The sequence below is a fragment of the Bradyrhizobium manausense genome (genome assembly GCF_018129685.1).
Classification (GTDB): domain Bacteria; phylum Pseudomonadota; class Alphaproteobacteria; order Rhizobiales; family Xanthobacteraceae; genus Bradyrhizobium; species Bradyrhizobium manausense_D.
The window spans coordinates 60064-82119 of sequence record NZ_JAFCLG010000014.1; the positions used below are offsets into that span (position 1 = coordinate 60064).

Consider the following 22056-nt stretch of genomic DNA (forward strand, 5'->3'; position numbering starts at 1 on the left):
ACGAATCGAACCTTGCCTCGCCCTCCCCGCGAATATCAGTCACATGCGACAATCAGGCGACATGGTCAGGCCTTGAATGCCCGCAAGACCCCGGAACCACGGCCATATTGGTTAACACCGGGACCAACAGCGCCGGCGGGACGCCGGTGTCAGTAAAACTTGTGGAAATGATGAATCGGCCCGTGGCCGCGACCGACGCTGAAGCGGTCGGCCGAAGCAATCGCCGCGCTGATCCAGCTCTTGGCATTGCGTATGGCCGTCTCGAGATCCTCGCCTTTGGCGAGGCCGGCTGCGATCGCCGATGAGAGCGAACAGCCTGTGCCGTGGGTGTTGCGGGTGGCGACGCGCGGTGCGGCCAGCACGATCGTGGTGCTCGGGCTGACGAGATAATCGGTGCTCTCCGCACCCTCGCCGTGACCGCCCTTGATCAGGACCGCGCGGCAACCAAGCGATAGCAGACGACGCCCCTGGTCTTCGATCTCGGCCTCGCTACGCGCGATCGGCGCGTCGAGCAATGCGGCCGCCTCCGGCAGATTGGGCGTGATCACCGCTGCGAGCGGCATCAGTTTCGCGCGCAAAGCCGCGACGGCCTCTGCGGCGATCAGGCGGTCACCAGAGGTTGCGACCATCACAGGATCGAGCACGACATGGCGGGGCTTCCAGCGCGACAGTGCAACTGCGATCGCATCGATGCTCGCCGCCTGCGCCACCATGCCGATCTTGACCGCGCCGACATCGAGATCGGAGAAGACCGCATCGATCTGCGCGGTGACGAAATCGGCCGGCACAACGTGAATGCCGGTGACGCCCTTGGTGTTCTGTGCGGTCAGCGCCGTGATCGCCGACGCGCCATAAACACCGAGCGCGGCAAAGGTCTTCAGGTCGGCTTGAATGCCCGCGCCTCCGCTCGAGTCGGAGCCGGCAATGGTGAGCGCCACCGGCGCGGTCATTGCGGGATACGCTTGCTTGCAGAAAACACGGCCATGATCCTTCCAGACATGGCCTGTCCTAGCGCGCCCCCGAAACCCCAGCAAGCCGGCGAATCAGGCGGAGTCAGCGCTCCCTCGACCTTGTCGTCCCGGAAGCGTGCATATTCCGGGAAATATGACCTAGGCATCGCCCGGCCTTGGCGCATCCGCCCAAATCGGTGAAACATCAATCGATTCGTCAGCGACGCCACGTTGTGGGCCCCTCCAGGCTGCAACCTCCCGGGAATATAGTATGTGGGCCTTTTTCGAACGCCTCCTCGACTCCTCGATGTTCTCACCGCACGGCATCTGCCTGCTGTGGGAACCCGAGTTGATCTGGCTCCACGTCGTCTCGGACGCCGCCATCGCGGCAGCGTATTTCTCGATCCCGTTCGCACTCGCGATTCTCGTCACCAAGCGGCGTGACCTCCAGTTCGGCTGGGTGTTCTGGGCGTTCGCGATTTTCATCATGGCCTGCGGCCTGACGCACGTGCTCTCGATTTACACGCTGTGGGTGCCGATCTACGGCATCGAGGGCCTGGTCAAGGCCGCGACCGCGGTGGCATCGATCTTCACGGCGGCCGCGCTCTGGCCGCTGCTGCCGAAGATCCTGGCGATCCCCTCCCCGTTCGAGCTGCAAAAGGTCCAGGCCGCGCTCGAGGAGGAGGAGATCAAGAGTCGTGACGCGACACAGCTGCTGAAACAGGTCAGAGAGGCACAGCGCGCGATGCGTGAAAGCGTGGCGCGCCTCACCGCCGTTGTCGAGACTGCGGTGGACGGCGTCATCCTGTTCGACGCGCAGAACCGCATCCTGATGTTCAACCCTGCTTGCGAGCGGTTGTTCGGCTACCAGGCCCGGGAGGTGATGAACCGGAACGTCACGGTGCTCATCCCCGACGACGCCAGCGCGGTGCACGACAACCAGGCTTCACATTTCGCAACAGGCGGCGAGACGATCGGCCTGCGCAAGGACGGATCGACCTTCCCGATCGACCTGTCGGTCGGCCAGGCGATCCAGGACGGCGAACTGATTTTCGTCGGCATCGTCCACGACCTCACCGCGCGCAAGCTGACCGAGCAGCAGCTCCAGCAGGCGCAGAAAATGGAGACGGTCGGCCAGCTCTCCGGCGGCATCGCCCATGACTTCAACAATCTGCTCACCGTCATCATCGGCAACGCCGAGCATCTCAGCGAGCAGCTCAAGGCGCGGCCCGATCTGCGACAATTTGCCGACGACATCTGCAAGTCCGGCGAACGTGGCGCGGAGCTGACGCAGCGGCTGCTCGCGTTCAGCCGCCGCCAGTTGCTCCAGCCGAAAGCGATCGACTGCCGCGAGCTGATCGATTCCATGCTCAAATTGCTCAAGCGCACCTTGCGCGAGAATATCGAGATCAAGACCACATTCGGTCCCGGCACCATCCTGGCCTTCGCGGACCGCGCCCAGCTCGAATCCGCCATGCTCAACCTTGCGCTCAACGCACAGGACGCGATGCCGTCAGGTGGGCATCTGACGCTGAGCACGGAGCTCGCCGCGATCGACGAGGACTATCGGGCCCTGCACCCCGAGGTCGCCTCCGGCAGCTACGCGCTGATTTCCGTCACCGATGACGGCGAAGGCATGACGCCTGAGGTCATCGAGCGCGCGTTCGAGCCGTTCTTCACCACCAAGGAGGTCGGCAAGGGCTCGGGGCTCGGTCTGAGCATGGTCTACGGCTTTGCCAAGCAGTCCGATGGCCATGTCTCGATCTATAGCGAGCCGGGTCTTGGCACGACAGTCCGGATCTATCTGCCGCGTATCGGCGTCGGACAGTCCGTGGCTGAGTTGCCCGAGAACGACGAAGCCGCACCGCGCGGCCACGAGACCATCCTGATCGCCGAGGACGATCCATTCGTGCGGTCCTCGGTGATCCTCCGGGTGGAGGCACTCGGCTATCGCGTCGTTGCCGCCGTCAACGGCAAGGAGGCCCTGCAGCGGCTGCGCGCCAATCCTGGCATCGACATGCTGTTCACCGATATCGTCATGCCCGGCGGGATCAGCGGCTGGGACCTCGCCGAACAGGCCCGGCGTATCAGGCCCGGTCTGCCGGTCCTGTTCACCTCGGGCTATGCGCTGGAGACCCTGGTCGAGCAGGGCCGCGCGCAGGCGGAAGCGGTGGTCCTGACCAAGCCTTATCGCAAGACCGAGCTCGCCCAGCGGCTCAGAGACGCATTTACCGCGACAACAGTGGCCTCGTAGGGCAAAAGCGCGATTTGCAGGCAGGCGGCCGATTCCCGCGAGGCCGCATGTCCGCTTGCTAAATCGGGCCGGTTTTGGCCTATTAGCAGGCACGATATGCCTTCGGAGTGACTGCAATGGTTCCTTTCTTCGTCCAGATCAAATGCAAGCTTGGCCAGTCCTATGTGGTCGCCAATGCGCTCGCCGAAGCCGAGATCGCCTCCGAGATCTACTCCACGGCCGGCCAGTATGATCTGCTGGTGAAGTTCTATGTCGACAAGGACACCGACATTGGCCACTTCGTGAACGAAAAGGTGCAGGTGCTGCCGGGCATCCAGGACACGCTCACCATCATCACCTTCAAGGCGTTCGGCACGGGCTAAAGCGCAGTGCGTTTTGGTTGAATCGATGCGAACCAAGAGCTCAGAGCACCTCTCCCGCAGGGAGAGGTCGGATCGCATCGAAGATGCGATCCGGGTGAGGGGTTTCGGTCTCACCGGGTGCCGCGGCCCCTCACCCGGATTGCTCAGGCGCGCAATTGCGCGCCATGGCAATCCGACCTCTCCCCGTTGGGGAGAGGTGATCCCGAACGCCGCCTGAACCTGACTCCATCGCGCTTTAGCCGCCGCCTTGCTTGCGCTTGGGCGGCGTTGGGCCGTCGACCGGCAGCAGCGATTTCAGATAGGCGGCCATCGCGGCGCGATCCTCCGGCCTCAACTGCGCGAGGTTCTTGATCACCGGCCGCATCGAGCCTGACGCGCTGTCACCCTCGGGCATGTCGCCGGTCTCGAGGAAGTCGGCGATGTCCTTCTCGCTCCAGCTGCCGATGCCCTTCTGCGTGATGTTCGGCACCCAGCCCTCGCCTTCGGGATTGGGACCGCCGGCAAAGCGCTGCGAGCTGATGACGCCGCCGAGAAAATTGCGCGGGCTGTGGCATTCGGCGCAATGACCGAAACCGTTGACGAGATAGGCGCCGCGGTTCCATTGCGCCGGATGCGCCGCGGCCGGCACGAACGGCCTCACATCCATGAACAACACTTTCCAGATGCCGACATTGCGGCGGATGTTGAACGGAAACGGCAGATCATGATCGCGCACGCGGCCCGCGACCTGCGGCAACGTCTTCAGATAGGCAAAGAGATCGCGCACGTCGTCGACATCGGCAATGTGATAGGACGTGTAGGGAAACGCCGGGAAGTAGTGCGTACCCTCAGGGGAGACGCCGCGCATCACCGCGTTGACGAAATCGGCCTCGCTCCAGCGGCCGATCCCGTCGGCGGCATCAGGTGAAATGTTCGGCGCATAGAACGTCCCGAACGGCGAGCCGAGCGCGAGGCCGCCACCGAGCTTGAGGCGATCCGGCTGGTTGGGCACCGCATGGCAGGACGAGCAGCCGCCGGCGTTGAACAGCTCCTGTCCGTTGGCGAGATCGGGCGCACGCGTCGGCGCCGGCAGCGCCAAGGCGGTCGGCTCGGTCAGCCACCAATAGACGGCAAAGGCTGCGACGACGGCGATCAGGGCGGCAGAAATTGTTCGTCGCAGCATGAAGAATCCCATAGAGCTCGAGCGAATTTACGGGATCATCCCGCCGCCGCTCCAGCCACGAATAATTTAGATGGTTTGACCGGAATGCGGGAATAAAGTCGGAATCGCACTGTTTGCAGGATGAGCGCAATCAGGCGTCAACAGGGAGAAACCCATGAACAAAGCCCTTTTTGCCACGCTGGCACTCGGAGCCGCCGTCGCATTCGCAGGCTCGGCCAGCGCGGAGAAACTCAAGGCGACACTGGACGCCAAGTCCGAAGTCCCCGCCAATGCCAGCACCGGCACCGGCACCGCCGATATCGACTATGACGCCGCCACCAAGAAGCTCTCCTGGAAGGTGACCTATTCGGGCCTCACCGGTCCCGCCACCGCGGCTCACTTCCACGGTCCGGCCGATCCCACCAAGAACGCCGGCGTCATGGTGCCGATCCCCGGCATCGCCAACAGCCCGGCTGAAGGCTCGGCCACGCTGACCGACGCGCAGGCGTCCGATCTGCTTGCCGGCAAGCTCTACGTCAACATTCACACCGCAGCCAACCCGGGCGGCGAAATCCGCGGCCAGGTGACGAAGTAACTTTCATCACGAATTTTTCGAGCGAAGGCCGGGCGCGAAGCGTCCGGCCTTTTCGATTCCGGCTTGCATGGATCCGGGCTAGAACGTCTGCCGGCACGCCGTCGTCCGCGGCGCTTGGAGTGGTTGATGATCAAGGCAACAATTCTGGCGGCGATTGCGGCGGCAGGACTGCTTCTGTCATCCGCTCAATTCGTCGCCGCACAAACCGATCTGGAAAAGCAGGCGCAATGCGAGTTGTCGGCCATCCGCGACACCCGATCGACCCTCGCCGTGCAGCGCATCCGTTCGGCGTGCAACTGGCTCGCGCTCTACGGCGATTCCCTGCTGAACGAGTCGAACAGAGGCTATTATATCTGCTTGGTCCGGGAGCTCTCGGGCGCGCAGGCCGACGAGGCCGCCGCGGCCATCATCTCGGCATGTCGCACCGCCAATCCGCTCTGACGCTTGCCGCAGCAATCTCATGCGAGGCTCAGCGCCTGCTCGAGATCCGCGATCAGATCCGACGGATTCTCGATGCCGATCGAGAGCCGGATCGTGCAATCGAGCACGCCGATCTTGCGGCGGATGTCGGCGGGGACGCCGGAATGGGTCATCGTCGCCGGCAGGCTCGCCAGCGATTCCGTTCCGCCGAGGCTGACGGCGAGCTTGAAGATCTGCAACGCATTGAGGAACTTCTCTGCCGCGCCCTGGCCGCCGACGATGTCGAACGAGAATGTCGACCCCGCTCCCAGGCATTGCCGCGCGAACACGCGACCTTCCGGCGAACTCTCCGCGTGATGACCAAGATAATGCACCTTCGCCACCTTGGCATGGTCGCGCAGGAAATCCGCGACGAGCTTCGCATTGCTGTTGGCCTTCTCCATGCGCAGGCTGAGCGTTTCCAGCGAGCGGTTGATCATCCAGCAGGAATGCGGATCGAGCTGGGTGCCAATGGCACCGCGCAGCGCCTTGATACCCTTCATGACCGCCTTGGTGCCGAGCGCGGCACCCGCGATCAAATCGGAATGGCCGCCGACATACTTGGTGAGTGAGTACAATGAAATGTCTGCGCCATGCTCGATCGGCCGCTGAAACACCGGACCGAGCAGCGTGTTGTCGCAGGCGATGATCGGCGTGTGGCCCTGGGCCTTGCCGATCGCATCGGCAACGCGGCGCATCAGCGCGATGTCGACGAGGCCGTTGGTCGGATTGGCCGGCGTCTCGATCAGGATCATCGACACGCGGCCCTTGCGCATGGCCTCATCCGCGGCCTGGTCGACCGCCGCCTCATCAACGCCGTCGGCAAAGCCGACCGCGCCGATCGAGAACCGCGACAGCGTGTTCGTCAGCAGCGTTTCGGTGCCGCCATAAAGCGGTTGCGAGTGCAGGATGACGTCGCCGGGGCGGACGAAGGCGAGAATCGTGGTCGAAATCGCCGCCATGCCTGACGAAAACAGCGCACAGCTCTCGGTGCGCTCGTAGATCGCGAGCCGGTCCTCGACGATCTCGCTGTTGGGGTGGTTGAAGCGCGAATAGACGAGCCCTGCGCCCATGCCTTCCGGCGGCTCGCGCCGGCCGGCGACGAAATCGAAGAAGTCCTCGCCATCCTCGGCCGTCCTGAATACGAAGGTCGAGGTCAGAAACACCGGCGGCTTGATGGCGCCTTCCGACAATTGCGGATCGTAGCCATAGGTCAGCATCAGCGTTTCCGGATGCAGCATATGGTTGCCGATATGGGTCTTGGACGGGAACGGTTTGACCATGGCCTGCCTCGCTGGTGAATGGGATCTGCGCCGCGCGTCGGAACTCTTGACAGCGTGAGGCATCAACGCCGCGTCGGTGCGCGCAAACATAGTCGTTCTGACGGCGATCCGTCAGGGCGTGGGAATAGAATTTGTTGACGAGCTGGCGCAGCCCGGATGGAGCTTGCGCCGTCACTCGAAGAGCGAAGGCGAAAGCGCAATCCGGGACAGGTCCATCCGCTTCGAGAGCGGCCCCGGATTTCGCTTCGCTCCATCCGGGCTACAGGCTATGGTTGAGGCAACACGGCGCCGGCTTACTTCAACTTCAACCGGTACGTCTCGTGGCAGTCGTTGCAGCGGTCGTTCATCGCGGTGTAGGCGGCCTTGAGGCTTGCCACGTCGGTGATCTTGCCCTTGACGTCTGCGATCGCCTTCTGCACCGGCGGGATCTTGGAGTCGAAATCGGCCTTGTTCTGCCAGACCTTCGGCGAGGAACCATAGGTTGCGTTGACCACGTCCTGCTTGGGGTTCACCTCGAAAGTCTTTGCGATCTTGGCGACGTCGGCCTCGAGGCTGGCGATCGCCGCGTCGACGGCCTTCTGATCGTAGGGGATGTCGCCCTTCGTCATCTTGAGGATCACGCCGTACATGCTCTTGGCCTGCGAGCGCATCAGATTGTCCTGCTGGACGGCAACCTCCTGCTGCGCCATCACGGCGCCGGCCCCCAAAAGAAGGGTGCCCGCGACAATCAACATTCGTTTCATCGGCTTGTTCTCCGGCTCGCAAGTCGGTTTGGGGGAGGTCGTCCATGGTTAGAACCCGGCGGCGGGCAATTATTCCCGCCGCTTGAGGCGCCACGCCTCACAGGCTGTGGCGGCGATGATGCTCGTTGATCGCGATCCAGACACGTTCCGGCGTCGCCGGCATGTCGATGTGGTCGATCTTGTACTCGCGCCAGAGCCCGTCGACGATGGCGTTGACGACGGCCGGACAGGAGCCGATCGCGCCGGCCTCGCCCGCCCCCTTCACGCCCATCGGATTGGTGGTGCAGGGAATGTTGTTGGTCTCGAACACGAAGGACGGACCGTCGGCCGCGCGCGGCAGCGCGTAATCCATGTAGGTTGCGGTGATGAGCTGGCCGTCAGTCGCGCCATACACCACCTGCTCCATCAGCGCCTGGCCGATGCCCTGCATGGCGCCGCCATGCACCTGGCCCGCCAGCAGCAGCGGATTGAGCGTCTTGCCGAAATCGTCGACGATCACGTAGTTGACGATTCTGATGATGCCGGTCGCCGGATCGATCTCGACCTCCGCGACATGCGTGCCGTTGGGATAGGTGCCGTCGGCGCTGGCAAAGGTGGCGCTGGCGTTCAGCTTCGAGGGATCGGCGCCGGGTCGCTTGGCGAGATCAGCGAACGAGATCGAACGGTCGGTGCCGGCGATGCGCACGATGCCATCTGATATCTCGAGGTCGCCGACGCCGGCTTCCAGCGCCTGCGCCGCGATCGCCTTCAGCTTCTCGCCGAGCTCGCGCGTGGCGCGCTCGACGCTGACGCCGCCCGATGGAATCGAGGCCGAGCCGCCGGTGCCGAGGCCGGTGGCGATCATGGCGGTGTCGCCCTGGTGGACGTGCACGCGCTCCGGCGCAACGCCGAACTGCTCGGCGACGATCTGCGCATAGGCGGTCTGGTGGCCCTGCCCGCTCGACTGCGTGCCGATCAGGACGGTGATGTCGCCATTGGGGTCCATCCGCACATTGGCGGTCTCCTCGCCCATGGTGCCGCAGACCTCGACATAGCTCGCAAGGCCGATGCCGCGGATCAGGCCGTGCTTCTTGGCCGCCTTGGCGCGCTTGGAAAACTCCTTCCAGTCGGCGATCTCGATCGCGCGCTTCAGATGCGCGGCGAAATCGCCGGAATCGTAGACCTTGCCGGTCGCGGTCTTGTAGGGCAGCGCCTTTGGCGGGATGAAGTTCTTGCGGCGGATCGCATCCGGCGTCATGCCGAGTTTTCGCGCGCAAGCGTCCACGAGGCGCTCAATGACATAGGCTGCCTCGGGCCGGCCCGCGCCGCGATAGGCATCGACCGGCACGCTGTTGGTGAAGATGGTGCGCACGCGGCAGTGGAAGGCCTGGATGTCGTAGAGACCGGGCAGCATGCCGGCGCCGCCATGCGGGATGTAGGGTCCGAAGGTCGACAGATAGGCGCCCATGTCGCCCATCAGGTCGCAATCCATCGCGAGGAATTTGCCGTCCGCGGCGAGCGCCATCTTTGCGGTGGTGACGTTGTCGCGCCCCTGCGCGTCGCCCATGAAATGCTCGGTGCGATCGGCCGCCCATTTCACCGCCTTCTTCAATTTGCGCGCGGCGACGGCCAGGAGGGCGTATTCGCGATAGGGGAACAGCTTGGTGCCGAAGCCGCCGCCGACGTCGGGGCAGATCACCCGCATCTTGTCGGTCGGGATCTTCAGCACGTTCTGGCAAAGGATGTCGCGCAGGCGGTGGCTGCCCTGGCTGCCGACCGTCAACGTCAGATGATCGGCCTTGGCGTCGTATTCGCAGACCGCAGCGCGCGCCTCCATGAAGCTCGCGACCACGCGCGGATTGACGATGGCGATTTCGGCCACCGTATGCGCCTTGGCGAAGGCGGCCTCCGTCGCCGCCTTGTCGCCGATCGAGACGTCGAACAGCACATTGCCCGGCTTGTCCGGCCAGACCTGCGGTGCGCCCTTCTTCACGGCGTTGACAACGCCGGTCACGGCCGGAAGCGGCGACCATTTGACGTCGATCGCCTCGATCGCGTCGCGCGCCTGGTCGATGGTCTCGGCGACCACGAAGGCGACGGCGTCGCCAACATGGCGCACCTCGTCCCTGGCGAGGATCGGGTAAGGCGGCCCTTTGAACGGATCGGTCTCGAAATTGAACAGGCAGGGCAGATCGCCGAGATCGGCGACCTCGGCGGCGGTCAGGATCAGCGCAACGCCGGGGAGCGTACGTGCGCGGCTGGCATCGATGGTGAATTTGGCATGCGCATGCGGCGAGCGCAGCATCAGGGCGCGCAGCGCGGCCTGCGGCGCGTAATCGTCGGTATAGCGGCCCTTGCCGCGGATCAGCGCGTCGTCCTCCTTGCGAAGCACGCTCTGGCCAACGCCGAATTTGATGGGGGCTGCCATTTTTCTTGTCCCGTCCTGTGGTTGTTTTGCCGGCATATTGCCGTGGAAAGAGGGGCAAGGCAAACGGGTTGAGGCGGGCCCGGCCCGCGAAGGATCGTCCCATGCCGCGCTTGTCAGAGTGGGATGGGGCGAAAAGGTCGCGGCTCGGTCGTTTCCCTGTGACGATCGATGATTCTGCGCGCCGCAGCACACGCCGAGAACAAGCGGACGTACGCACCCCCGCTTGCTCCCAGAGCGCTCGTCCGCCTCTCGCAGTTGATCACTCACATCCCTCCACGGTCCCAGAAATACCGCACGTCATCTCTCAGCGTATCGATCGCCCGCTGAGGCGTGAGATAGTCGATCTCGCCGCGCGTCAGGCCGATATCCCGCAGTTCCCTGTCGCTCAGGTCCTGCAAGCTGAGTTGCGGGTTCTGACGCCGGTCCAGAAACGCAAGCCAGGCACGCTTGAGCAGGCCGAGGACGCCTGGCTTCGCCGGTTGGGCAGCACTGTCGTCCAGCGCTGCGGCGGACGCCTTGAGGCGCGCAGCCAAAGCCTGGTCGATCGCGTCCTTCGCCTGCACGACCGAGAGATTGAGGCCGCGCCTTGCGGCCTCGCCCTCAATCCCGGGTGAAATGTTCGTCTGTTGCGGTGGCATCGCACGCTCCTGCTGTTGTGCCGGCAGGAGCGTGGCCAAACAAAAGGCCCCGTCCGATGCCGGCGGGGCCTGGTGGAAAAGATGTCGTCGTCTAAATGCTAGCGCACGACTCCTTCCACGGCCCAGCCGAAGCGGGTCATGTGCGAGAAGTTGATTTGGCGCGAGCATTTGATCATGAGCCGTCAATAGCACGGCGATCACGCAAAATCAAGAGATGTGCGGAATTCTGTTACAGCCTGGAGGCGAGCGCCGGCGCTCAGCAAGACGTCCGAATGAACGATCAGCACTCTAGCCGCGCACCAGCGAGACCAGCCAGCTACGTCCGAACAACAAAAGGATCGCGAGGGCATAGACGATGGTGCCGCCGACGGCCAGCAGCACCAAAGTCACTTCATCCCGGAAGTGCATCGCGCCCAGGGCAGAACCGCCGAAGCGCGCAATCAGCCAGAAGGCGACCGCGAGGATGACACCGGTCAGCAGGAATTTGCCGAGCGACATCAGCCACGCCCGATCCAGCACGAGAAAGCCGCGCCGCACGGCGAAGAACAGCACCAGCAGGAGATTGGTCCAGACACCGACGGCGGTTGCCAGCGCAAGGCCGATCTGGGCGAGCGATCCCATCAAGGCGACCTTCAGGGCGACGTTGACGGCGATGCCGGTCAACGAGGCGCGGACGGGCGTCGCGGTATCCTTGCGGGCGTAGAAGGTCGCGACCGCGCTGCGGATCAGCACGAAAGGAACGAGGCCGATGGCGTAGGCTGCGAGCGTCGCGCCGGCGGAGGCGGCATCGGCCTTGGAGAACGCGCCGCGCGCGAACAGCGCGCGCATGATCTCGTCGGGCACGGTGAGGAACGCCGCGACGAACGGGATCGAGAACAGCAGCGTGAAATCGAAGGCGCGGCGCTGCGCCTTCATCGCGCCGTCGTGGTCGTTCGCCGTGATCCGTTTCGACATCTCCGGCAGCAGCACGGTGCCGATGGCGATGCCGATCACGCCGATCGGCAATTGATTGAGGCGGTCGGCATAGTACAGCGCCGAGAGGGCGCCTGCCGGCAGGAAGGTCCCGATGATGGTGTCGGCGAACAGCGCGATCTGCGTCCCCATCGATCCCAGTGTCGCCGGTCCCAGCGCCTTGAAAAAGCTGCGCACGTCTTCGTCGAGCTTGAGCGGCGCAAGGCGCGGCAAGCCGCCGTGGAAGGCGAGATCGCCGGCGAGCAGGAAATATTGCATGAAGCCGGAGATCAGCACGCCCCAGGCCGCGGCGTGGCCCGCGGTCGGAAACCAGGCGGCGAGCGCCAGCGTCATCATCATCGCGACATTGAGGAAGATCGATGCTGCCGCGGCGCTGGCGAAGCGCTGCATCACGTTGAGCATGCCGCCATAGAGCGTCACCAGCGTGATCAGCAGCAGATAGGGAAAGGTGATCCGGGTCAGCTCGATCGCGAGCCTGCGCTGCTCGGCGTCCTCACTAAAGCCCGGCGCCAGAATGCTCATGGCCTGCGGCATGAACAGCCAGGCGACCACCAGCAGCACGACCTGAGAGGCCAGGAGCAGCGTGAAGATACGGTCGGCGAATAGATGCGCCGCACCCTCGCCTTTCTCGCCATGGACGTGGGCATAGGCCGGCACCCAGGCGGCGTTGAACGCGCCCTCGGCGAAGATCGCGCGGAAATGATTGGGCAGCCGCAGCGCGACGAAAAAGGCGTCGGCCACCGGGCCGGCGCCAAGGATCGCCGCGAGCATGATGTCGCGGGCAAATCCCGTCAGCCGCGACAGCAGCGTATAACCACCAACCGTGAAGATGCGTCCGAGCATGCGTCTGTTTTAGAGCATGACGCGGTGAGGTCTAGGTGCAAACCGCAACGATGGTCTGCTCCCTCCCCCGCTTGCGGGGGAGGGTTGGGGAGAGGGTGTCTCCGCAACGGGACAATCTCCAAGAGGACAGAGCCCTCACCCGCGCCTTCGGCGCGACCTCTCCCGCAAGCGGGAGAGGTCAACAGCAAGCCAGATCACCCCGCGAGCGCGCCGCGGACGGCGGCGACGATTCGTTCCTGATCGGCTTCGGTCAGATAGGCGTGCATCGGCAGGCTGATGACGTCCCGCGACAGGCGCTCGCATCCAGGCAGGCCGCCCTCGGCGACCGGATACTGCTCGTAGGCGGTCTGCTGATGCATCGACTTGCCGTAATAGACCGCGGTCGGCACGCCCTGGGCCTTCAGCGCGGCGGCGAAGCCGTCGCGGTCGGTGCCATCAGGCAGGCGGATCGTGTACTGCGCCCACACCGAGGTATTGCCGGGCGCCAGACGCGGCACGGTGACCACGTTGGAGAGACCGCGCGCGTAGCGCTCGGCGACCCCATTGCGAGCGGCGATCTCGTCGTCGAAGATCTTGAGCTTCTCGATCAGGATCGCGGCCTGCATGGTGTCGAGCCGGCCGGTCAGGCCGAGGCGGACGTTGTCGTATTTATCGACGCCCTGCCCGTGCACGCGGATGCTGCGCAACGTGGCCGCGAGTTCGTCGTCATCGGTGAAGATGGCGCCGCCGTCGCCAAAGCAGCCGAGCGGCTTTGCCGGGAAAAAGCTGGTCGTGGTGGCAAGGCCGAAGGTGCCGAGCTTGCGGCCCTTGTAGCTCGCGCCGAAGCCTTGCGCGGCGTCGTCGATCACGAACAGGCCTTCGGCCCTGGCGATCTCGGCGATGACGTCATGGTCGGCAGGCTGTCCGAACAGATCGACCGGAATGACCGCGACCGGTTTCAGGCCGGCCTTGCGCGCGGCCGCAATGCCGCGCTTGAGCGATTCAGGGCTCATGTTGAAGGTCGTCTCATCGACGTCGACGTAAACCGGCGTGGCTCCCGTCCGTGCCGCCGGCGACGCGGTCGCGATGAAGGTGAAGGAGGGACAGAACACGGCATCGCCGGGCCCGACCTTCTTCGCCATCAGCACCATCAACAGCGCATCGGTGCCGTTGGAGCAGGCGACCACATGCCTGGCGCCGCAATAGGCCGCAAGCTGCTTCTCGAGTTCGAAGACCTCAGGACCGTTGACGAACTGGCAGTGGTCCATCACGCGCTTGACGGCCGCGTCGAGCGAGGCGCCGAGCCGGGCGCGCTGCGAGGCGAGGTCGATGAAGGGAATGGGTTCGGAACGCAGATGCTGGTTCATGACGCCTTGTCGATTGTCTTGCGGGATTTGAGCGGCCGACATGGAAAGGGCTTCAGCCGGCGACGCGGCGCGGGCCCTTGCGGGCCGGCGACGTGGCGGCGGGCCGCGACGGCGTCTCGAGGCACTGCGTTGCGATCTCGAGGCTGGCGACGCCTTCGTCGCCGGTGACCGCCGGAATCTCGCCGCTGCGCACGGCCTTGAGGAACGCGATCAACTCGGCGCGCAGCGGCTCGTCATGGCCGACGGGCAGATGCCGCATCGAGTAGCTGCCGTCGGGCTTGAAGCCGAAGCATTCGGTGACCTGACGCGTCAGGAGATCGCCCATCACGTATTTGCCGCGGGTCGCGACCGTGACGCTGCGGGCCTTGAACGGCGTCAGCCAGTTGGTGTTGATGTGCGCGAGCACGCCGTTGGCGGTGCGGAACTGCAGCAGCGCGATGTCCTCGCGCTCGGCGACCGCGCTCGACAGCTGCGGCTGCACTTCGACGATGTCGGATTCGGTGAACCAGCGGATCAGGTCGATGTCGTGCACGGCAAGATCGATGACGACGCCGACATTGGACATGCGCGGCGGGAACGGGCCGACGCGCGTGATCGCGATGGAGAGAATATCCTCGCCCGCGATCGCCTGCTTGACCGCGGCGACAGCCGGATTGAACCGCTCGACATGGCCGACCATCAGCGTGACGCCGGCCTTTTGCGCGGCGGCGACGATCTCACGGCCCTCTTCGACCGTGGACGCAATCGGCTTCTCGACCAGCACGTGGATATTCCTGGCGATGCAGGCGAGCGCGACCTCGTGATGCAGATGGGTCGGTGCTGCGATGGTGACGGCATCGACGCCCTCGGCGAGGAGCTGGTCGAGCGTCTCGAAGCTCGCGCAATTGGCAAGCTCCATCGCGCGCGTCCGATGCGACGGAGAAGGATCGACCACGCCGACCAGGCTGACGCCGGGCAGACCGCTCAGCACGCGCGCGTGGTTGCTGCCCATCACGCCGGCGCCGATGACGCCGACGCGCAGGCCGGCCTTTGCCGGTTCCTTTGCCGGTTGTGATCCCTTGGAACTCATCTGAGCAACCCCCGATTCAACGCAAATCCCCGGGCCGCTTCTAGCACGGGTGCCACAGATGTGGCGAATGCCGGCCAAACCGGCCGGACACGATTTGATTCAAAAAATTACACGTTCTCCGGGCCTTAAGGCGCTCAAGGCGGGCCTTTTGGGCCCGGATCGCGTGATTCGGAGTTTGCTGGTTACGACCTTTGATAGTCGTCTTCAATCCGGATGATGTCGTCTTCCCCGAGATAGGAGCCGGTCTGGACCTCGATCAGTTCCAGCATGATTTTACCGGGATTCTCCATCCGGTGGACCGCGCCCATCGGGATGTAGATGGACTCGTTCTCGTGCACCGTCTTCACGGTCTCGTTCACGGTGACGCGGGCCGCACCACGGACCACGATCCAGTGCTCGGCGCGATGATGGTGCTTCTGCAGCGACAGCCGCCCGCCCGGCTTCACCACGATGCGCTTGACCTGGTGGCGTTCGCCATTGTCGACCGACTGATAGCTGCCCCAGGGGCGGTGCACCTTGAGATGCTCTTCGGTGACCTTCGGCGCGACCGCCTTCAGCTTCGCCACGAGACGCTTCAGGCCGTTGGCATCCTTCTGCCGCGAGACCAGAACGGCGTCCGCCGTCGCGACCACGACGAGATCATCGACGCCCTCGAGCGCGACCAGCGCGGAATCGGTGGTGACGTTGCAGTTGCGCGAATCCTCGAACACGGCAGTGCCATGCGCGGCGTTGCCTTGTGCGTCCTTCTCCGACAATTCCCACACCGCGTGCCAGGAGCCGACGTCGGACCAGCCGCACGACACCGGCACGACGGCGGCGCGCGAGGTCTTTTCCATCACGGCGTAGTCGATCGAGATCGCCTTCGCCGCGCCAAAAGCCTGCGGCTCCAGCGTCACGAAGCCGAGATCGCGGCCGGCATGGGCGACCGCGCTCGACACCGCGTCCACGCTTGCCGCATCGACCTTGCGATATTCGTCGAGCAGCAGGGCTGCCGGGAACATGAAGTTGCCGCTGTTCCAGAGATACCCCGAACTGACGTAATCGGCAGCCTTCGCCGCATCCGGCTTTTCGACGAAGCGCGCAACCGCGTGCACCTCGCCTGATATCACTTCGCCAGGGCAGATATAGCCGTATTCTGTCGCGGGCCGTTCCGGCTTGACGCCGAAGGTGACGATGCGCCCGGTGCTCGCGGCCGCGAGGCCTTCGCGGCAGGCCGCGACGAAGGCGGCGTTGTCCTGCACGACGTGGTCGGCGGCGAGCGCCAGCACGATCGCTTCACTGGTGCGGCTCTGCGCGAAAGCGGCGCCGGCGGCGATCGCGGGGCCGGAATCGCGGCGCATCGGCTCGAGGATCACGTCGGCCTCGATGCCGATCTCGGCGAGCTGCTCCAGCACCATGAAGCGATAGGAGGCGTTGGTGATGACAACAGGGCGATCGAACAGCGCGGCGTCGGAGACGCGCAGCAACGTGTCCTGGAAGGTCGAGCGCGCGCCGAACAGCGGCAGGAACTGTTTTGGGCGTACCTCGCGCGAGGCCGGCCACAGCCGCGTGCCGGCACCGCCACACATGACCAGGGGGATAATGCGTTTGTCCATCGCCATTTCAAACCTTGTAGTGGTCCCGATACCAGGTGACAAAATTGTGGACTCCGTGCTCGATCGGCGTTGACGGAGCAAAGCCGGTGTCGCGCATCAGATCCTCGACATCCGCGAACGTTTCCACCACGTCTCCCGGCTGCATCGGCAGCAATTCCTTGACCGCCGTCCGGCCCAGCTCCCGCTCCAGAAGTCCGACGACATGCATCAGCTCTTCAGGGCGGTGGTTTCCGACATTGTAGAGCCGGGACGGCGCATTTGCGGCAGCCGGGTTATCCGAAGGCACAAGATCGATCAGCTTGGATACTACACGGGTGACGTCGTCAACATAGGTGAAGTCGCGGCGCATCCTGCCATGGTTAAAGAGCCGGATCGGCCGACCCGCCATGATGGCGTTTACGAATAGAAACATGGCCATATCGGGCCGTCCCCACGGGCCGTAGATGGTGAAAAAGCGCAAGCCCGTGACCGGCAGCCGGTACAGATGGCTGTAGGACTGCGCCATCACCTCGTTCGCCTTCTTGGTCGCAGCATAGAAGCTCACGGGATGATCGGTCCGGTCCTGCACGGAAAACGGCAGTTTAGTGTTGGCGCCATAAACGGACGATGACGAGGCGTAGACGAGATGACGACAACCGTTGTTCCGGCAGCCCTCGAGCAGGTTGAGGAAGCCTTGCAGGTTGGACTCGACGTAGCTCTGCGGATGCTCGATCGAATAACGCACGCCGGCCTGTGCCGCGAGATGCACGACCTCGGCAAAGCGATGTCGCGCAAACAGCGCCGCCATCGTCTCGCGATCGGCGAGGTCCGCCCGCACGAAGGAGAAGCGCTCCTCCTTCTCGAGCTGCGCCAGGCGCGCCTGTTTCAGCGCCGGATCGTAATAGCTGTTCAGACTGTCGAGGCCGACCACGGTCCGCCCCTCGGTCAGCAACTGCCGGGCCACGTGAAAGCCGATGAAACCGGCCGCGCCCGTCACCAAAATCGTCCGATCCGTCATTCTGTTTCCAAGCGATCCCGGAGGTCTGCCCGCGCCGCTTCTTTAGCCGGTATCGAGGGGGCGCAACAGCCCTCAAAACCTGCATAATGTCTTTCACATCTCTCTCATGAGCGCTCTCAAAACCGCTTTCAAAAGTGGTCTCAATACTGCTTTCAAAACTGCTATTGCAAGATCGGCGCCAAGACCATACCAAAGCGGCCAAATTCGGCGCCTGGCGTCGGGTGACCTCAACCTTCGCCAACCCTGTTCATGCGGGCGAGATGCGCCGAATCCTGCTGTCGACGGTAAAAATCCTGATCTCCGCGGCGCTGCTGTATCTGGCGTTGCGCAAGGTCGACCTGACCGAGCTGTTGTCGCGCTTCACCGCGTCAAGCCTGTTCTGGATCGGCATGGCGATATCAGTGACGTTCCTGCAAATCTTCGTCGGCGTGCTGCGCTGGCGCGAGGTCAGCGCCGCATGCGGTGCGCCGATCGAGCTCGGCCGCGCCATGCGCTACAACGTGATCGGCTCCTTCTTCAACCAGACCCTGCCATCCGCGATCGGCGGCGATGCGGTCCGGCTGTGGCTGGTGGCGCGAGCCGGCGCCGGCTGGCGCGCTGCGACCTATTCGATCTTCGTCGACCGCGCGATCGGCCTCGTCGCCCTTGCGATCCTCATCGTCGCGAGTCTGCCCTGGAGCTATCAGCTCATCACCGACCCGAACGGACGCTCGGCGCTGCTGCTCGTCGACTTCGCGGCGCTTGCTGGCGGCATCGGCTTTCTGATCTTCGGCGCGCTGAAATGGCGCTGGCTGAAGACGTGGTGGGCCACCCACCACATCCACGCCTGCGCCGTCATCGCCAACCGCGTCGTCTTCAACCGCACGCGCGGGCCGATCGTCGCGATCCTGTCGCTGCTCGTCCACGTGCTCGCCGTCGTCATCGCCTGGTGTGTGGTGCAGTCGATCGCTGCTCCAGTCAGCTTCGCCCAGGTCTTCCTGCTGGTGCCGCCGGTGATGCTGATCACCTTGATGCCGATCTCGATCGCCGGCTGGGGCGTGCGCGAGGCCAGCATGGGTCTGGCCTTCGGCTTCGCGGGGCTTGCCGCCAACGAAGGCGTCAATGTCTCGCTGCTGTTCGGCGCAGTCTCCTTCATCGTCGGCGCGTTCGGCGGCCTGGTCTGGATCCTGAGCGCGGAGAAGGCCGCGCAAGGCTCGGCGCAGCTCGGGGTGCCGGAGTGACTGCGTCGACGATCGTGGCCTCGTTGCTTGCCGTTGCGGTCGCCGCGCTGATCTCGGCGCTGGTCACCTGGATCAGCCGCCCCCTGCTGCAGCGCTATGCACTGGCGCGGCCGAATGCGCGCTCCTCGCACCGCATCCCAACGCCGCAGGGCGCGGGCATCGCGGTGATCGCGGCGACGCTCGTCGTTGCATTGGCGTTGGCAGCCTGGGCCGACATTGCGATTACGCCGGCATTGGTCATTGCCACCGTCGTCATCGCGCTGGTCGGATTCGCCGACGACATCGTCTCGCTGCCGGTGCTGGTGCGGCTGGTGTTGCAGGCGGCCTGCGTCGGCGCTGTCGTGTTCACTGCGCCTGACGATGCACGCATCGTCCAGGCCCTGCCGCTCACGCTGGAGCGCGGCCTGATCGTGATTGCCGGAATCTGGTTCGTGAACCTCGTCAATTTCATGGACGGGCTCGACCTGATGACGGTGGCGGAGGTGGTGCCTGTGACGGCCGCGCTCGGATTGCTCGGATGGTGGGGCGACCTGCCCTCGTCCGCCGCGCTCCTCGCAACGGCGCTCTGCGGCGCCATGCTCGGCTTTGCGCCGTTCAACAAGCCGGTTGCAAAGGTTTTCCTGGGCGATGTCGGCAGCCTGCCGATCGGCCTCCTGGTCGGCTGGTGCCTGCTGGAGCTTGCCTGGCACGGGCAACCCGCCGCCGCGCTGCTGCTGCCGGCGTATTATCTCGCGGATGCCACCATCACGCTGCTGCGTCGCATCGCGCGACGCGAACAATTCTGGTCGGCGCATCGTTCGCACTACTACCAGCGCGCCACCGACCACGGCTTTACCGTGCCCCGTGTCACCGGCGAAGTGTTTGCGATCAACCTCGTATTGGCGGCACTTGCGCTCCTCACGGTCCGCGCCGGCTCGGTGACGATCACGCTGATTGCGCTCGTGGCGGCGGCGGTCGCCGTCACTTTCGTGCTGCTGCGGTTCTCCCGCCCTCAAGCGTCCTGAGCCGACAGCGCCAGGCGCAGCCCCTCGTCGAGCGACACCTCCGGCTGCCATCCCGTCGCGATGGCCTTGGAAACATCGAGCTCGAGCGAGCCGATCAAGCTGTCATGCGTATCCTGCCGGCCCAGCACCACGAGCAGTGTGCTCAACAATTTCGGCGACATCCCGAACAGATGCGGGCTCTTGCCGGACGCCCTGGCCAGACGCTCGATGAATTCCGGCGTCGAGACCTGCTCCCTGTCAGCCACCAGAAAGATCTCGAAATTGCTCGCGGGGTCGGGCTGGGCAAGCCTGCGCCGGATGAAGGACGAGAGGTTCTGCACCGCCAGGAAGGCGCGATGATTGCGGATCGCCGCAAAGGGCAGCGGCAATCCCAAATTCACCGCGCGCGTCAGCAGCGCGAAATTACCCTTGGCGCCCGCGCCATAGACCAGCGGCGGTCTGATCACCGAGATATTCATGTCGCTCTCGCGCGCCAGCGTCCGCAAGCCTGCCTCGGCCGCGGCCTTGGACATGCCGTAAAGGCCGCGCGGCGTCAGGACATCGTCCTCGCTGAACGGCGCCCGGCCCTCGTTGCTCCGGCCGTGGACGAGAACCGTGCTGACGAAGATGAACTGGCGCACGCCCGCCGTGGCTGCGGCACGCGCCAGATGCAGCGTCCCGGTGATGTTGACGTTGCGGTAGAGCTGGACCGCATGCTCCTCGTGCTGGTGATGAACGCGCGCAGCGAGATGGACGACGGCGTCGACGCCCTCCAGCGCGGCCGTCCAATCGGTATCGGGCCCGATCGATTCGACCACGACCTCGTCATCCATGCCCTTCGCGTTGCGGACCGCACGGCGGACCGACCATCCCTCGCGCGCCAGCGCGGGCGCGACGTGGCGGCCGACGAAGCCGCTCGCTCCCGTCACCAGCACGATCGGTTTCCGAGCGCTCATCGTTGCTCCGAAAGAACAGGGTTGCGCAACAACTCGTCGATCACACCGGCATAGGCGTTCATCGCGACATTGCGATCGAACCTCGCCGCCGCCTTCACCGCCCGCGCCGCCATGGCGCCGCCATCGGAACGCGATGCCGTGCGGATGGCGTCTGCGAGCTGATCGGCGCGGCCCGGCGTCACCACCCAGCCGAGCCCGTTCTCCACCACCGTCAGGGCGGCCTCGGCCTCCGGCTCCGAGACCAGCACGACGGGACGGCCGACTGCCAGCAGATTATAGAAGCGGCTTGGAACCGACACCCCGGCCACGTCCTTCCGGTACGGAATGATCCAGAGGTCAGCCGCGGTCAGGAACGTTTCGAGCTCGGCATCCTCGACCCGCGCCACGAAGCGGACGTTGGGCAGGTTGGCCTCGGTCTGCAATTGCTTCAGCCGCTCGAAGCCGATGCCCCAGCCCGACAGCAGGAAACCAATGTCCGGCTCGTCCTTGAGCAGGCGCGCCGCCTCGAACACGATGTCCGGATCGTGGGTGAAGCCGAGATTGCCCGAGAGCCCGACCACGAAGCGAGCCTGCAGCGTCTTGCGGAACGGATTGTCCGGCGCCAGCGGCCGTGCCGCGGGCACGAGCGTCGCCCAGTTCGGGATGAAGCGGATCTTGTTGCGCGTCATGCCGGTATAGCCGAGCAGCGGCGCTTCCGCATCGCGGCCGATGGTGATGACGGCATTGAGGCCGCGGAACATCAGGCCGTTGGCGGCGCGCATCACGCCGGCCACGACCGAACGCGGCTTCAACAGGCCCGCCATCACCAGCACGTCGGGGAAGAGGTCGTGCAGGATCAGCGCCGAGCGCGCGCCCTTGAGCCAGGCCGCAGCCGCCACGGCGTAGGGCAGCATGAATGGCGCGGTGACGGTGAGCACGACGTCGCCGCGCCGCAAGCCCCGCAGCAGCGCGATGAAGATGCGCAGTGCAAACAGCAATTCCGACAAGCCGCGCCGGACCAGCGCCGCCTTTCCGGCCATCCGGTTCTTGACGGCGACGACGCGCGGCTTGCCCGGACCGGTCTGCGAGGCCGGCAGCGCGCCAGGCGAGCCGGACAGCACGACGACCTCGTGCTCCCCGGCGAGGCGACAGGCGATCTCGGCCATGATCGCCGCGGTCGTGCTCGGATCCGGCGGATAGTGCTGGCTCGCGACGACGATCTTGCCTTCGATCTTGCCTTCGATCTTGCCTTGGCGCTGCATGG

General features: G+C 64.9%; 19 protein-coding genes. 6 read left to right on the forward strand and 13 right to left on the reverse strand.

Annotated elements, in window-relative coordinates:
- Nucleotides 1-149 precede the first annotated feature (149 nt).
- Complete coding sequence (gene thiD, locus JQ621_RS25925) at nt 150-950, reverse strand: bifunctional hydroxymethylpyrimidine kinase/phosphomethylpyrimidine kinase (protein WP_212238273.1); 801 nt, start codon at nt 948-950, stop codon at nt 150-152.
- 271 nt (nt 951-1221) lie between these two features.
- Between thiD and JQ621_RS25930 the strand changes: the two genes are divergently transcribed.
- Both JQ621_RS25930 and JQ621_RS25935 read left to right on the forward strand, forming a co-directional pair.
- Complete coding sequence (locus tag JQ621_RS25930; RefSeq protein ID WP_212238275.1) at nt 1222-3204, forward strand: PAS domain S-box protein; 1983 nt, start codon at nt 1222-1224, stop codon at nt 3202-3204.
- A gap of 116 nt (nt 3205-3320) precedes the next feature.
- On the forward strand, nt 3321-3566 hold the full coding sequence (locus tag JQ621_RS25935; RefSeq protein WP_061878884.1) for an Lrp/AsnC ligand binding domain-containing protein: 246 nt from the start codon (nt 3321-3323) through the stop codon (nt 3564-3566).
- A 235-nt stretch (nt 3567-3801) separates the two neighbouring features.
- Here the strand turns inward: JQ621_RS25935 and JQ621_RS25940 are convergent, their stop codons facing one another.
- Nucleotides 3802-4728, reverse strand: coding sequence for a c-type cytochrome (locus JQ621_RS25940; protein WP_212238277.1), 927 nt, complete (start codon nt 4726-4728; stop codon nt 3802-3804).
- A 154-nt stretch (nt 4729-4882) separates the two neighbouring features.
- Between JQ621_RS25940 and JQ621_RS25945 the strand changes: the two genes are divergently transcribed.
- Nucleotides 4883-5302, forward strand: coding sequence for a CHRD domain-containing protein (locus tag JQ621_RS25945; RefSeq protein ID WP_212238279.1), 420 nt, complete (start codon nt 4883-4885; stop codon nt 5300-5302).
- A 126-nt stretch (nt 5303-5428) separates the two neighbouring features.
- Complete coding sequence (locus tag JQ621_RS25950) at nt 5429-5743, forward strand: VF_A0006 family four-cysteine protein (protein WP_249125576.1); 315 nt, start codon at nt 5429-5431, stop codon at nt 5741-5743.
- 17 nt (nt 5744-5760) lie between these two features.
- Here the strand turns inward: JQ621_RS25950 and JQ621_RS25955 are convergent, their stop codons facing one another.
- From JQ621_RS25955 to JQ621_RS25995, 9 genes are all read right to left on the reverse strand, one after another.
- On the reverse strand, nt 5761-7044 hold the full coding sequence (locus JQ621_RS25955; RefSeq protein WP_212238281.1) for a cystathionine gamma-synthase family protein: 1284 nt from the start codon (nt 7042-7044) through the stop codon (nt 5761-5763).
- Between the two features lie 293 nt (nt 7045-7337).
- Complete coding sequence (locus JQ621_RS25960; RefSeq protein ID WP_212238283.1) at nt 7338-7787, reverse strand: cytochrome c; 450 nt, start codon at nt 7785-7787, stop codon at nt 7338-7340.
- Nucleotides 7788-7884: 97 nt separating this feature from the next.
- Nucleotides 7885-10194, reverse strand: coding sequence for a xanthine dehydrogenase family protein molybdopterin-binding subunit (locus JQ621_RS25965; RefSeq protein ID WP_212238285.1), 2310 nt, complete (start codon nt 10192-10194; stop codon nt 7885-7887).
- A gap of 263 nt (nt 10195-10457) precedes the next feature.
- Nucleotides 10458-10832 carry a DUF1127 domain-containing protein gene (locus tag JQ621_RS25970; RefSeq protein ID WP_212238475.1) on the reverse strand — a complete coding sequence of 125 codons (375 nt, stop codon included), beginning with the start codon at nt 10830-10832 and terminating at the stop codon, nt 10458-10460.
- A gap of 288 nt (nt 10833-11120) precedes the next feature.
- The gene (gene murJ, locus JQ621_RS25975) at nt 11121-12647 is read right to left on the reverse strand and encodes a murein biosynthesis integral membrane protein MurJ (RefSeq protein WP_212238287.1); all 1527 of its coding nucleotides are present in this window, start codon (nt 12645-12647) and stop codon (nt 11121-11123) included.
- A gap of 194 nt (nt 12648-12841) precedes the next feature.
- Complete coding sequence (locus JQ621_RS25980; RefSeq protein WP_212238290.1) at nt 12842-13993, reverse strand: DegT/DnrJ/EryC1/StrS family aminotransferase; 1152 nt, start codon at nt 13991-13993, stop codon at nt 12842-12844.
- A gap of 52 nt (nt 13994-14045) precedes the next feature.
- Nucleotides 14046-15062 carry a Gfo/Idh/MocA family protein gene (locus JQ621_RS25985; protein WP_212238292.1) on the reverse strand — a complete coding sequence of 339 codons (1017 nt, stop codon included), beginning with the start codon at nt 15060-15062 and terminating at the stop codon, nt 14046-14048.
- 182 nt (nt 15063-15244) lie between these two features.
- Complete coding sequence (locus tag JQ621_RS25990; RefSeq protein ID WP_212238295.1) at nt 15245-16657, reverse strand: mannose-1-phosphate guanylyltransferase/mannose-6-phosphate isomerase; 1413 nt, start codon at nt 16655-16657, stop codon at nt 15245-15247.
- Nucleotides 16658-16664: 7 nt separating this feature from the next.
- The gene (locus tag JQ621_RS25995) at nt 16665-17654 is read right to left on the reverse strand and encodes an NAD-dependent epimerase (RefSeq protein ID WP_212238298.1); all 990 of its coding nucleotides are present in this window, start codon (nt 17652-17654) and stop codon (nt 16665-16667) included.
- 260 nt (nt 17655-17914) lie between these two features.
- Here JQ621_RS25995 and JQ621_RS26000 point away from each other — a divergent pair, with 260 nt between their 5' ends.
- Entirely contained in the window at nt 17915-18874 is a 960-nt protein-coding gene (locus JQ621_RS26000) for a lysylphosphatidylglycerol synthase transmembrane domain-containing protein (RefSeq protein WP_212238300.1), read from the forward strand.
- Nucleotides 18871-19878, forward strand: a complete 1008-nt coding sequence (locus JQ621_RS26005; RefSeq protein ID WP_312015449.1) for an MraY family glycosyltransferase — start codon at nt 18871-18873, stop codon at nt 19876-19878. Before JQ621_RS26000 ends, JQ621_RS26005 begins: the two co-directional genes overlap by 4 nt.
- Here JQ621_RS26005 and JQ621_RS26010 read toward each other — a convergent pair.
- The gene (locus JQ621_RS26010; RefSeq protein ID WP_212238301.1) at nt 19866-20813 is read right to left on the reverse strand and encodes an NAD-dependent epimerase/dehydratase family protein; all 948 of its coding nucleotides are present in this window, start codon (nt 20811-20813) and stop codon (nt 19866-19868) included. The genes JQ621_RS26005 and JQ621_RS26010 overlap by 13 nt on opposite strands.
- Nucleotides 20810-22054 carry a glycosyltransferase family 4 protein gene (locus JQ621_RS26015; RefSeq protein WP_249125578.1) on the reverse strand — a complete coding sequence of 415 codons (1245 nt, stop codon included), beginning with the start codon at nt 22052-22054 and terminating at the stop codon, nt 20810-20812. Before JQ621_RS26015 ends, JQ621_RS26010 begins: the two co-directional genes overlap by 4 nt.
- Between the last annotated feature and the right edge of the window lie 2 nt (nt 22055-22056).